The 12,379-nt window shown below is 72.3% G+C and carries 11 protein-coding genes; 5 read left to right on the forward strand and 6 right to left on the reverse strand.

The features are described from left to right. Positions 1 to 55: 55 nt before the first annotated feature. The 4 genes from GA0074696_RS15495 to wrbA all read right to left on the reverse strand — a co-directional run bounded on the left by GA0074696_RS15495 (position 56) and on the right by wrbA (position 3,190). Positions 56 to 988: an NADP-dependent oxidoreductase gene (locus tag GA0074696_RS15495; protein WP_088961759.1), complete on the reverse strand. Its 933-nt coding sequence runs from the start codon at positions 986 to 988 to the stop codon at positions 56 to 58. Beyond that, a complete protein-coding gene (locus GA0074696_RS15500; RefSeq protein ID WP_197700713.1) occupies positions 985 to 1,446 on the reverse strand; it encodes a lipocalin-like domain-containing protein in 462 nt (153 codons plus the stop codon). Before GA0074696_RS15500 ends, GA0074696_RS15495 begins: the two co-directional genes overlap by 4 nt. Before the next feature lie 59 nt (positions 1,447 to 1,505). After that, positions 1,506 to 2,519 carry a DUF6081 family protein gene (locus GA0074696_RS15505; protein WP_157745954.1) on the reverse strand — a complete coding sequence of 338 codons (1,014 nt, stop codon included), beginning with the start codon at positions 2,517 to 2,519 and terminating at the stop codon, positions 1,506 to 1,508. A 65-nt stretch (positions 2,520 to 2,584) separates the two neighbouring features. Next, positions 2,585 to 3,190 (reverse strand): NAD(P)H:quinone oxidoreductase, encoded by a 606-nt coding sequence (wrbA, locus tag GA0074696_RS15510; RefSeq protein ID WP_088961761.1) that lies wholly within the window; start codon positions 3,188 to 3,190, stop codon positions 2,585 to 2,587. A 268-nt stretch (positions 3,191 to 3,458) separates the two neighbouring features. Here wrbA and GA0074696_RS15515 point away from each other — a divergent pair, with 268 nt between their 5' ends. The 4 genes from GA0074696_RS15515 to GA0074696_RS15530 all read left to right on the forward strand — a co-directional run bounded on the left by GA0074696_RS15515 (position 3,459) and on the right by GA0074696_RS15530 (position 8,465). After that, the gene (locus GA0074696_RS15515; RefSeq protein WP_197700714.1) at positions 3,459 to 4,082 is read left to right on the forward strand and encodes a TetR/AcrR family transcriptional regulator; all 624 of its coding nucleotides are present in this window, start codon (positions 3,459 to 3,461) and stop codon (positions 4,080 to 4,082) included. A 139-nt stretch (positions 4,083 to 4,221) separates the two neighbouring features. After that, the gene (locus GA0074696_RS15520) at positions 4,222 to 5,364 is read left to right on the forward strand and encodes an acyl-CoA dehydrogenase family protein (protein WP_088961763.1); all 1,143 of its coding nucleotides are present in this window, start codon (positions 4,222 to 4,224) and stop codon (positions 5,362 to 5,364) included. Positions 5,365 to 5,406: 42 nt separating this feature from the next. Further along, positions 5,407 to 7,113: an acetyl-CoA carboxylase, carboxyltransferase subunit beta gene (gene accD, locus GA0074696_RS15525; RefSeq protein WP_088961764.1), complete on the forward strand. Its 1,707-nt coding sequence runs from the start codon at positions 5,407 to 5,409 to the stop codon at positions 7,111 to 7,113. 2 nt (positions 7,114 to 7,115) lie between these two features. Then, on the forward strand, positions 7,116 to 8,465 hold the full coding sequence (locus GA0074696_RS15530; RefSeq protein ID WP_088961765.1) for an acetyl-CoA carboxylase biotin carboxylase subunit: 1,350 nt from the start codon (positions 7,116 to 7,118) through the stop codon (positions 8,463 to 8,465). A gap of 86 nt (positions 8,466 to 8,551) precedes the next feature. Here the strand turns inward: GA0074696_RS15530 and GA0074696_RS15535 are convergent, their stop codons facing one another. Continuing rightward, complete coding sequence (locus tag GA0074696_RS15535; RefSeq protein ID WP_088961766.1) at positions 8,552 to 10,165, reverse strand: FAD-binding oxidoreductase; 1,614 nt, start codon at positions 10,163 to 10,165, stop codon at positions 8,552 to 8,554. 763 nt (positions 10,166 to 10,928) lie between these two features. Here GA0074696_RS15535 and GA0074696_RS15540 point away from each other — a divergent pair. After that, the gene (locus GA0074696_RS15540; RefSeq protein WP_088961767.1) at positions 10,929 to 11,711 is read left to right on the forward strand and encodes an AfsR/SARP family transcriptional regulator; all 783 of its coding nucleotides are present in this window, start codon (positions 10,929 to 10,931) and stop codon (positions 11,709 to 11,711) included. A 54-nt stretch (positions 11,712 to 11,765) separates the two neighbouring features. On the opposite strand, the gene GA0074696_RS15545 is transcribed toward GA0074696_RS15540, so the two are convergent. Further along, a complete protein-coding gene (locus tag GA0074696_RS15545; protein ID WP_157745956.1) occupies positions 11,766 to 12,311 on the reverse strand; it encodes an acetyl-CoA carboxylase biotin carboxyl carrier protein in 546 nt (181 codons plus the stop codon). Between the last annotated feature and the right edge of the window lie 68 nt (positions 12,312 to 12,379).

Genomic DNA, 12,379 nt, shown 5'->3' on the forward strand with positions numbered 1-12,379 from the left:
TGCCGTCCACCGGCGCCCGGGTGGGGCCGGTGGACGGCGTGGGGAGCGTGGTCGCTCAGAAGGTGACGACGACCTTGCCCCGGGTGTGCTTGCCGACGAAGTCGGCCACCGCCTGCTGCGCCTCGGTGAACGGGTACGTCGCGCCGACCTCCACCGCCAGCCCGCCGTCGGCCGCCTGGTCGACGAGGCGCTGCAGCAGCCCCTCGCTCGCCTCGATGTGCGCGTAGACGGCCGTGACGTCCCGCTCGAAGGCGGGCGGGCCGCCGGCCGGCGACACCAGGCGCCCACCCGGCCGGACCGCCGCCGCCGTGGCGGCGAGCCCCGGCCCGGCGTTGATGAGGTCGACCACGACGTCCACCCCGCCGGGCTGCGCCCGGAGGGTCTCCTCCACCGTGTCCGCGGCGGTGTAGTCGATCGCCTCCGCGGCGCCGAGGCCGCGGACGTAGTCGACCTCGTCCGGCCGGGCGGTGGCCAGCACCCGGACGCCGGCCCGCGCGGCGAGCTGCACGACGAACGAACCCACCCCGCCGGTGGCGCCGACGACGAGCATCGTGGAATCCGGTGCCGGATCGGCCAGTTCGAGGATGTTCGCCGCGGTCATCGCGGCGACCGGCAGCGCGGCGGCGGCGACCGGGCTGAGCGCCTGCGGTCGGGCCACCACCTCGGGCCCGTCCAGCGCCAACGCGTACTCCGCGACGGCGCCGCCGACCGGGTGGGTGAAGGCGATCACCTCGTCGCCGGGGCGGAAACGGGTCACCCCGTCGCCGACCGCCTCGACGGTCCCGGCCGCGTCCAGGCCGAGCACGAACGGGTGCTGGACCGGCATGAATTCCTTCATGGCGCCGGTGGCGAGCTTGACGTCGAGCGGGTTGAGCGCCGCCGCCTGCAACCGGATCAGGATCTGGCCCGGTGCGGGGTCGGGCTTCGGGAGTTCGGCGACCACGAGCTGGTCGACGGGTCCGTAGGACTGTGCGATGAGGGCCTTCATGTCGATCGGCTTCCTTCCGAGGTGCCGGTGGCACCGGTGGTTGTCGCCCGCGCCGGCGGGGCGGGCGGGTGTGGCGGCGCGGCGCGCCGCCAGGTGAGTACGCGTCGCTGCGCGCGTCCCGAGATCAGCGACGTGCCGTGCAGGACGAGCAGGTCGTCCTCCAGGGCCGCCTCGCGGACGAGTTCGGTGCCGACCATGTGCGGGTGGGCGCTGACCAGGACGGTGTGGCGGATCTCGTCGCCCACCAGCCGCCAGCTGCCGGCGTACCCCATGAACGCCTCGTCCCGCCCGGCCACCGCGGACGCGGGACCGGCGGGGCGACGGTCGGTGCGCATCATGCTGACCGACATGTGCCCGTCAGCGGTGTAGACGAGGACGCCGGCCGGCGCCGCGCCCAGCGGGCCCGGCGACCGGCGTCCCTCGTCGTCCACGTCGAAGTAGGAGACGAGGTGCCACACGCCGGCCAACCTCTCCACCGGGACCGGCGTCGCGGGCCGCGTGGCGGTGTCGGCCCCGGTCATCGGGCCGGACCGCGCTGCACCGTGTAGCGACGGACCGACAGCTCCGCCCCCTGACCGAAGAGCCGACTGCCCGGGCGGCTCGCCTCGTCGACGAACCGCTGGGGAGTCGGCTCCCCGGCCACCGGATCGACGTAGAAGCCGGGATCAGCCACCAGCCGGACCAGGCCGACGGGGGAGTGCCCGGGCAGGGCGCCGTCGAGCAGGGTGAGCATCCCCATGCCGAAGTTCAGCTGGCGGGGCACGACCAGGGCCTCCGTGCCGCCGTGGTCGAGCATCAGGTGCTCCCGGCCGGGCAGGTGGTGACCGATCCGGTCGACCCGGAACACCTCCCGCCCGTCGAGGAGCCAGCGGACGACGCCGGCGTCCCGGTCGTACGAGAGGGCGAGTTCGTGCTCGTCCTCCGGTGACCGGTCGGCCACCGGCACGCCGTACGAGAACGCCGCGTAGCGGCCCAGCGCGGCGCGGGCGAACGGGAGGCGTTCGTAGAAGGCGTACACCCGCCGGTTGGTCAGCAGGAAGTCGAAGATGACGTACGTCTCCGGATCGACGGCGTTGATCCCCGTCGAGGCGAGCCGGAGATCGTCCTCCGGGTCGGTGACCTGGTCACCGAAGGGGTGTCCGGTGGTGCCGTGGGTGCGTCCGGACACCACGGCCGTGCCGGTGAGGACCTGTCCGGCCGGTACGTCGAAGCCCGGGGTGCCGTCCGCCGTCCGGTGGGTCGTGTAGACGAGCCACTTGACGTGGTCGAGGACGCCGGGGACCGCGCCCTGCGTGGTGTCCTGAGCGACGGTGCGGGTGAAGACCGGGCGCCCCTCGGGCCCCCCGGAGACCACCCGCAGCCCCTCGGTCGAGGTGTGCACCGTGCCGTCGTCGGCGACGTGCGGGCCGGCGGTGGTGGGCGACCACCGCGCGTCCGGCCCGCTGGTGCGGAATCCGTCGTGGAACTCGTCGTGGAAGAGGCGGCCAGGCGGAACCTCCGCGATGGACCGGGCCGGTGCCACGTCTGTCATGGGGTGCTCCCTCGTGCCGGGGGTTTCCGTCGACGGTGAACCGTGCGACGTGCGGGCGGCGTGGGTCAGACGGCGGAGCCGAGCAGCCGGGCGCCGACCGTGGCCAGCCGGTACCCCTGGTAGTTGGCGGCGGCGAGCACCTGCTCGCCCGGCAGGCCGCTGCCGCCGGCGTGGCCCGTGCCGTACGGGTTGCCGTGGGCGGCGTAGACGCTCGGGTCGGTGTAGCCGGGCGGGACGATCAGGCAACCCCAGTGGTACATCGTGTTGTAGAGCGCGAGCAGGGTCGACTCGTTGCCGCCCTGCATGTTGCCCGCGCTGGTGAAGGCCGTCGCGGCCTTCCCGGACAGCTCACCGGCGGCCCAGAGCTGACCGGTGCCGTCCAGGAACTGCTTGAGCTGGGCGGAGACGTTGCCGTAACGGGTCGGGGTGCCGAAGGCGTAGGCGTCCGCCCAGCGCAGGTCGTCGTGGGTGGCGACCTCGACGTCGGCGGTGGCGGTGAGGTGTGCCCGCCACGCCGGGTTGCTGTCGATCGCGGCGTCCGGGGCCAGCTCGGGGACCCGACGGAGGCGTACCTCCGCACCGGCCTTGGCGGCGCCCTCGGCGACGGCCTGCGCGAGGGCGTGCACGTTGCCGGTGGAGGAGTAGTAGATGACGGCGACCTTCGTGGTCATGGGCGTCCTTCCGCTGTCGACGCGAGGGGAGAGGACGGCGGGGAGCACGCGAAGCTAAGCGGAACCCCCTCCGTTTGTGCCGAGAGTAACCGTCATGGCGCGTGCGTGCAACGACCCTCGTCCTGCCGTCCCCCTCCCTCGCCCGATCGGGCGTCGTCCGATCGGCGGTGGTCGGGTCCTGCGGGTGGTTTTCCCGCAGCACCGGCACAATGGAGCAACCCGCGCCCCGGGTGGCACCGGCCGGCGCCGACCGAGGGAGGGGCCAACGGTGGCCGAACAGCCTCCGGCCGAGCGAACGCCCGTGGCGCTCAGCCTGCCGATCGCCGGTCGACCGGTCGAGCGCGCCGACGCCGCGCGGAACCGGCGCAAGATCCTGGCGGCGGCGGCGGGGATCGTGTCCCGGGCCGGCATCACCGCCCTGTCGCTCGACGAGGTGGCCCGGGTGGCCGGGGTGGGCGTGGGCACGGTCTACCGCAGGTTCGGTGACCGGGCCGGGCTGATCTTCGCCCTGCTGGACGAGGAGGAGCGGCAGTTCCAGTCCGCCTTCATGCAGGGCCCGCCGCCGCTGGGTCCCGGCGGCCCGGCCGCCGAACGCGTCCGCGCGTTCCTGCACGCGCTCGTCGACCGGGTCGAGGCACAGCGGGAACTGCTGGTCGCCGCCGAGACCAGCTCGCCGACGGCCCGGTTCACCAGTGGCCCGTACACCATCTACCACACCCACCTGGTGATGCTGCTCGGCCTCGCCCGGCCGGGGGTGGACGCCCACTTCGTGGCCGCGGCGCTGCTGGCCCCCCTCTCCGCCACGTTCCTGACCTTCCAGCGGCGGGAGCGCGGGTTCGCGGTCGACGCGATCAAGGCCGGCCTGGACGACCTGCTGGGCCTGGGCCTGTAGTCGGTGCTCCAGCCGGGGTCGAGTCGTCTTCGACCGACCCCGGCGATGGTCCGGAGCGGGACACGGCACGGCGGCGGGACCAACCGCCCCCGCCGACGGTGCCGTCGGATGTCCCGTCCGGACCGAGGAGGCATCCACCATGCGCGAGCAGAGTTCACCGGCCACCCGTCTCACGCCCACCGCGGTGGCGGACCTCGCCGCGGTGGCGGCGCGCTGCGCCGCCGCGTCCGAGGCCGACCGCCGGCTCGACCCGGACGTCGTGCGCGCCCTGATCGACGCCGGGTTCGCGCGTCACTTCGCGCCCACCCGGCACGGCGGCAACGCCGGCACCTTCACCGACCTGACCTGCGCCGTCGCCCGGATCGGGGAGGCCTGCACGGCGACGGCCTGGTGCGCCTCCCTGGTGGCGAACCTGGGCCGGATGGCGGGGCTGCTCCCGGCCGAGGGCCAGGCGGAGGTGTGGGCGGACGGTCCCGACACGGTGGTGGTGGGGTCGCTGAGCCCGACCGGCCGTGCCGAGCCGGTCTCCGGTGGCTGGCGGCTCTCCGGGCGGTGGGCCTACATCAGTGCCGTGGGCTTCGCGGACTGGGCCCTGCTCTGCGGCGAGATCCCCTCCGACGGCCCGCCGGCGGCCCGGGTGTTCGCCGTGCCGCGCGCCGCCTACGAGATCACCGACACCTGGTTCAACGTGGGGATGGCCGCGACCGGGAGCAACACCGTCGTCGTGCGGGACGTCCTCGTCCCGGACGCCAGGTCCTTCGACCGCGCGCACCTGTTCACCGGCGCCGCGGCCGCCTCCACCGAGCCCTGTCACGTGGTGCCGTTGCCGGCGGTCAACGGGCTGTCGTTCGTCGCCCCCGTGCTCGGCGCGGCGCGCGGGATGGAACGGGCCTGGACCGGCCACGTCGCCGAGAAGATCCGCTCCGCCGCCGGGTCCGGCCCGGTGCCGCCCCGGCGAACCGAGCAGGACGTCACCCTCGCCCGGACCGCCGGCGAGATCGACGCCGCGGAACTGCTGCTGGAACGGGCGGCGGCCGCCGCCGACCAGGGCGCCGGCATCACCCCGCTGGAGACCAGCCGCAACCTGCGGGACTGCTCGCTCGCCATGGACCTGCTCGTCGAGGCGGTCAACCGGCTGTTCCGGGCGGCCGGCACGTCCGGGCACGCGAACAGCAGCCCGATGCAGCGCGCCTGGCGTGACGTCAACACCGCCAGCAGTCACGTGGCGCTGCAGTTCCCGCCCGCCGCCAGCGCCTACGCGGACCAGGTGTTCAAGATCTGAGCCCTGCGCCCGCCGACCGGCTTCCGTCGCGAGGAGAACCCGATGTCCCGCTCCACAGCTGTTTCCACCGACACCGACTGGCTGCTGTGCCGGGGTTGCCGCACCCCGGTCTACGGCAAGCGCCTGATCCGCAACCACCGGGTCTGCCCCGAGTGCGGCCTGCACCTGCCACTCACCGCCGAGCAGCGGCTCGGGATGCTGGCCGACGAGGGGCGCTACGAGCCGCTGGCGGTCACGGTGACCAGCAATGACCCGCTGCGCTTCGTCGACCGGGTGCCCTACGCCGACCGGCTCGCCGACGCCCGCGCCCGCACCGGACTGAACGAGGCGGTGCTCTGCGCCCGGGCCACGGTGGAGGGTGTCCCGGCGATCATGGCGGTGATGGACTTCCGCTTCCTCGGCGGCAGCCTCGGCAGCGCCGTCGGCGAGCTGATCACCATCGCCGCCGAGACGGCGCTGGCCGAGCACACGCCGCTGATCATCGTGACGGCCTCGGGCGGCGCGCGGATGCAGGAGGGGGCGCTGTCGCTCATGCAGATGGCCAAGACCAGCGCCGCGCTGGGCGCCCTGGACCGCGCCGGCGTGCTGACCGTCTCGGTGATCACCGACCCGACGTACGGCGGGGTGGCGGCCTCCTTCGCGACGCTCACCGACGTGATCGTCGCCGAGCCGGGGGCCCGGCTGGGCTTCGCCGGTCGCCGGGTCATCGAGCAGACCATCCGCCAGGTCCTGCCCGAAGGGTTCCAGACGGCCGAGTTCCTGCTGGCCCGCGGGATGATCGACATGATCGTCGAGCGCGGGCGACTGCGCCAGGAACTGGGCCGGCTGCTGCGCGCGTCCACCTTCACCGGCGTACGCTCCGCAGGCCCCGCGCCGGCGGACCCGGTCGTCCGTGACCACCGTGCGCTGCCCGAGCCGGACCCGTGGCGGCACGTCTCCCAGGCGCGGGACCTCACCCGGCCGACGACGCTGGACTACCTGTCCCTCGCCTTCACCGACTTCAAGGAGCTGCACGGGGACCGGATCTCCGGCGACTGTCCGGCGGTGGTGGGTGGAACCGCGTGGCTGGACGGCCGGCCGGTGCTGGTGCTCGGCCAGCAGAAGGGGCACGACCCGGCCGAGCTGATGCGCCGCAACTTCGGCATGCCGGTGCCGGCCGGCTACCGGAAGGCGGCCCGGCTGATGCGTCTGGCCGAGAAGCTGGACCTGCCGATCGTCACGCTCGTGGACACCCCCGGCGCCTACCCGGGAGCGGACGCCGAGGAGCAGGGCCAGGCGGTGGCGATCGCCGAGAACCTGCGCCTGATGGCCTTCCTGTCGGTGCCGGTGGTGACGGTGATCATCGGGGAGGGGGGCAGCGGTGGCGCGCTCGGCCTCGCGGTGGCCAACCGGGTGCTGATGTTCTCGAGCAGCGTCTATTCGGTGATCAGCCCGGAGGGCTGCGCCGCGATCGTCTGGAAGGACCCGGCCGCGGCCCCGCGTGCCGCCGCGGCGCTCGGGCTGGACGCCCGGGAGCTGCTGCGCCTCGGTGTGGTCGACGGCGTACTGGTGGAGCCGGAGGGCGGCACGGGGGCCGACCCGCTGCGTGCGGCCGAGCTGCTCGGCGCGGCCCTGCGGGCGAGCCTGCACGAGCTGGGCGCGCTCGCCCCCGACCAGCTCGGCGCCGACCGGCGGGCCCGCTTCCGCCAGTTCGGCTCGGCCGTGACCGTTGAGGCGGAGCTGTTGACGATCAGCGGAGAGGTGCACTGAGCATGTTCAAGAAGATCCTGATCGCCAACCGGGGCGAGATCGCCCTGCGGATCGCCCGTTGCTGCCGGGAGCTCGGGATCCCGACGGTCGCCGTGCACTCCACCCGGGACCGTGACTCGGCCGTCGTCCAGGTCGCCGACCAGGCGGTGCAGATCGGTCCGGCGCCGCCCACCCGCAGCTACCTGAACGCGGCCGCCGTGCTCCAGGCCGCCGAGCAGTCGGGCGCCGACGCCATCCATCCCGGGTACGGGTTCCTCTCCGAGTCACCGGACTTCGCCGACGCGTGCGAATCGCTCGGCGTCACCCTGATCGGTCCGCCCGCCTCCGTGATGGCGGAGCTGGGCGACAAGACCTCGGCCCGGGCCCTGATGACCCGCGCCGGCCTGCCGCTGCTGCCGGGCAGCGTCCACCCGCTGAGCCCCGAGGCGGCCGAGGAACTGGCGGCGACGATCGGATTCCCCGTCATCGTCAAGGCCGCCGCGGGCGGTGGCGGCCGCGGCATGCAGGTCGTCCACGACCGGGACAGCTTCCTCGACGAGTACCGCAGGACCCAGGCCACGGCCCAGATGCTCTTCGGCGACGGCCGGGTGTATGTCGAGAAGTACCTCCGCGATGCCCGGCACGTGGAGATCCAGGTGCTCTGCGACCGGTACGGTCGCGCCGTGCACCTGGGGGAGCGGGACTGCACCGTGCAGCGACGCCACCAGAAACTGGTGGAGGAGACGCCGGCGCCGGAGCTGCCCGTCGACCTCACCGAGCGGATGGGACGGTCCGCCGTCGACGGCGCGCTCGCGGCCGGCTACGTCGGCGCCGGCACCTTCGAGTTCCTGGTCGACCCGGGCGGCAGTTACTACTTCATGGAGGTCAACTGCCGGATCCAGGTGGAGCACCCGGTGACGGAGATGGAGACCGGCATCGACCTGGTGCGGGAGCAGATCAAGATCGCCGCGGGTGAGCCGCTCGCGTTCACGCAGGACGACATCCGGCCCCGTGGGGTGGCGATCGAGTGCCGGATCAACGCGGAGGACCCGGCGCGGGACTTCGCCCCGGCGCCCGGCCTGGTGACGGAGTTCGTGCCACCCGGCGGCCCGTTCGTCCGGGTCGACTCCCATGTGCACGCCGGCTACGAGGTGCCGCCGAACTACGACTCGCTCCTGGCCAAGCTGGTGGTCTGGGCACCCCGCCGCGACGAGGCCATCGCGCGCATGCTGCGGTCCCTGGCCGAGTTCCGCATCTCCGGGCCCCGCCTGCACACCACGGTGGACTTCCTGCGTCAGGTGCTCGACGATCCCCGGTTCCGGACCGCCACGCACACCACGGCCCTTGTCGACCAGCTGATGGACCGACGGTAACGGCGGCGCCGGATTCAGGTCCGGCGCCGCCGTCTCGTGGCGCGGCTCTCGGCGCCGGCCCCTCTCGGGGGCCGGCGCCGATCGCGTCAGGGCAGCGTGATCGACTGCGAGTGCCGGAAGAAGTTCGTCGGATCCCAGCGGGCCTTCACCTGCTGCAACCGGGGGTAGTTCTCCTTGTAGTACAGGGCCGACCACGGTACGCCGGAGCGGTTGATCTCGGGGTCGCGGATGTCCATGTCCGGCGAGTTGATGTAGCAGCCGTCGGTCTGGTCGTTCGGCACCGGGTAACCGCCGGTGGCGGCGAACGTCTGGCCGTAGATGTCGCGGAGCCAGCCCACGTGCTGGGCGTCCTCCGCCGGGTTGATCCAGAAGTTCTCGTAGAGGGCCAGGAACGCCGAGTTGCGATGCGGGTACGCGGTGGCGGTGGTGGGCACCTTGTTGACCTTGCCGCCGGCGACCCCGGTGAGCTGGAGGGTCGCGTTGGGGTTCGCGTAGTCCTGGCGGGTGAGGTTCCGCCAGAGGGCCGCGATCTGGGTGTCGGTGAAGCTGCGGCGCAGGTACGCCGACTTCACCGCGCTGCGCATCGTCGGGTCCAACATGGTGGCCGGGTTGCTGGTGCCGATGAGCCGGGTGGCCGCCAGCCACCGCAGCCGCCGGGGCGGGTACGGGGCGGTGATACCGGTGTCCCGGGTGACGGCGGCGAGGTAGTCGGCGAGCAGCTTCTCGGCGTCGGGCACGGCCGCGTCGATCTGGGTCAGCAGTCCCATGCCCCCGGCGGACCGGTGCGGGATGAACGCCACCCCGGACAGCGCCGTGTACGGGGAGTCGACGCCGGCGTTCTGCGCGTACCAGGTACCGAAGTTGCGCACGAGGGTGGTGAACCTGGCCTGGTCGAGGGCCACCCAGGGCACCGGCACGTTGCTGACGAGCACCTCGCGTGGCGGACGGGGCAACTGCTGACCGGGGATGGTGCCGGAGGCGTTCGGCGAGCGGAACCAGTAGCGGGTGATGATGCCGAAGTTGCCACCCCCGCCGCCCGCGCACGCCCACCACAGGTCCCGGTTCGGGTCGGTGGAGGCGCGGGAGGCGACCACGAGCCGGGCGACGCGGTTCGCGTCGACGACGACCATCTCGACCGCCTCGATGTGGTCGGCGACGACGCCGTGGCTGCGGGAGAGCAGTCCGTAGCCGCCGCCGGTGGCGTGTCCGCCGATGCCCACGGTCGGGCAGACGCCGGCGGGCAGGGTGACGTTCCAGCCCTTCTGCAGCGTCTCGTACACGGCGATGAGCAGGGCCCCCGGCTCCACCGCGAAGGCCTGGCGGTTCTGGTCGTAGGAGATCCGGTTCATCGCCGACATGTCGATGACGACCTTGCTGGCGGAGTGGTAGACGAAGTCCGCGTAGCAGTGCCCGCCACTGCGCACGGAGACCCGCTTGCCGGCGTCGACCGCCTCCTGCACCGCCTGCAGCACCTGGGCCGACGAGGTGACCAGCCGTACGGCGTCGGGCGTCGCGACCCACCGCTGGTTGTTGCCGACGACGAGATCGGGATAGCGCGGGTCGCCCGGGGTGACGGTCAGCGCGGGCGTCGTGGTGGTCGTGGCGGCCTGCGCGGGTGCTCCCGCGGCCATGCCCGCCACGGCGGTACCCGCGACCGCGGCGGTGCCGCTGAGCAGGCTTCTCCTGCTGATGTGTGCCATGCCGTTCCTTCCCATTCGCATTCTCGGGTGCGCGGACGTGTCCGGCGGGACCGGAGATCGCCACGGGCGGACCGTTCGGGAAGAGACGCGGAGTTCGCGCGTGATTTCGGCGCACGTGAGGCCCGTCGGCCCGGATCGGGCCGAGAGCGGGTGCCGAATTCCACCCCCGTGGATGCTCGCCCGGTCCCGTGTACTTCGGGTGCTGTCGGAACACTGAGCCGCAATCAATACGGTATTCGCGACGTCAATTCCGAAACAGCGTCGGAAGGTCCGATGTGATCACCCGAATGGGGGAGTGCTGTTGATTTTCCGTCACCACTTCGTTGATCTGCTGAATAGCTGACGATGAAAGGAATTCCGGTGTCCGAATCTTCCCCTTCTTTACGTATGTCGGGACGCGATATCTGATGGATACAGACATCGATGTGACAGTGCGGTTCGTCACAGTTGGGCAATCACCCCGCCCGTGGCCCAGAAATCGCGCCTCTTCCTGCGGAAATGGTCCCAGCCGGACCCTCGGCGACCGCGAAACAGATGGCGCTGAGGAGTGGCGAGCATGTGTAAACTGGCGCCCAGTAGCGGGAAGTGGAGGGCCCTCCACTTTGCTGGTCCGAGGGGGTGGCCATGGCCGTGACAAGGGGATCGGCCGCGCGTCCCGACTTCTCATCGGGGTCGGAGCGGTGAGGATCAGACCGCTTTCCGGCTGTCCTTCCGGTCTATCGAGACCGGCGGCAGAATCACCGTGAGCGACGGGGGAGTACGTATGAGGTTCAACGTTCTGGGCCCACTGGAAATCATCACGGATGACGACAGGCCAATCGATGTGAGCCCGTCGAAAACCGGACAGGTGCTGGCGTTGCTGATCGCCCGGTGTCCCGATGCGGTGGCGGTCGACACCCTCATTAGGGAATTGTGGGGCGAGAAGCCGCCGCGCAGCGCGGTCACCACCCTTCAGACGTACATCTACCACGGCCGGCGGATGTTGGCGCGTGAGTTGTCACCGCTCGGTCAGGACCTGGTGTCGACCAGGGCGCCCGGTTATGCCATGCGGATCGCGGCGCATGACGTGGACGTTAACGTCTTCGAACGACTCGTGCAGCGGGCGCGTGAATTGTTGGTCGACGACGAGCCGGAGGCAGCACTGCGTGAACTCCGCACGGCACTCGACCTCTGGCGGGGCCCGGCGTTCGCCGGTCTGGCGGTCGGGGAGGTGCTGGCCGCGCACATCGCGCACCTCGACGAGGTCCGACTCCAGGCGACCCACCTGCGGATCACCGCGGAGCGCCGGCTCGGCCGCCACCTGGAGCTCGTGGCGGAACTGCGTGCCCTCGTCGCCGCCCATCCGCTCAACGAGTCCTTCCACGCTCAGTTGATCGAAGTGCTCTACGAGTCGGGCCGCCGGGCGGAGGCGTTGCAGGCATATCAGAACCTGCGCGGCATCCTCGCCCGTGAGCTCGGGGTCGAGCCGACCGTCCAGGTGCAACGCCTGCAACTGACCGTCCTGCAGGGGGAGGACAGCCGGCTGGCCGGACTGGCCTCCCGGTGACCATCCGGCCCGCCCGGTCGTCAGCGATGGCGACGACCGGGCGGGCCGGGCCGGTCAGGAGCCCTCGGTGACGTTGATGAGGAAGAGCGGGTCGTCGTACTCCACCGGCTCGCCGTTGTCGTGCAGCACGGCGCTGACCGTGCCGTGCACCGTGGACTCGACCGGAATCATCAGCTTCATCACCTCCACGATCGCCAGCTGCTGGCCCGGGGTCACCGTGTCGCCCACCGAGACGAACGGCGGGGCGCCGGGTGACGGCGCGTGGAACAGGATCCCGACCGCCGGTGAGCGGACCTGGTGGCCGTCCGGCTCGACGGCGACGGGTGTGGAGCCACGGGCAGCCGCCACCGCCACCGCCACGGGCGCGTCGGTGCCGGCGGGGGCGGTCGTCGATTCCACCGGCCATTCGGCCTCGACCGTCACGCCGCCGGCCCGTACGCGCAGGGCGCTCGGGGTACGGCCGAAACCGGTCAGCAGTTCCAGTGTGCTGCTGCGGACCAGTTCCAGCGCGGCCTGCATGTCCCGCATCGCCCGGGGGTCGTGGTCATCGGGCGTCTCCTCCGGCGCCCGGTGCGGCGCCCGGGTGTTGTCACTCGTCATGACGGTGCCTCTCCTCGAAACCGTGCCGGCTCCGGCTGCTCGACCCGGCTCCGGCCGGGCCGGTGTCC

This window comes from Micromonospora purpureochromogenes (genome assembly GCF_900091515.1).
Taxonomy (GTDB): domain Bacteria; phylum Actinomycetota; class Actinomycetes; order Mycobacteriales; family Micromonosporaceae; genus Micromonospora; species Micromonospora purpureochromogenes.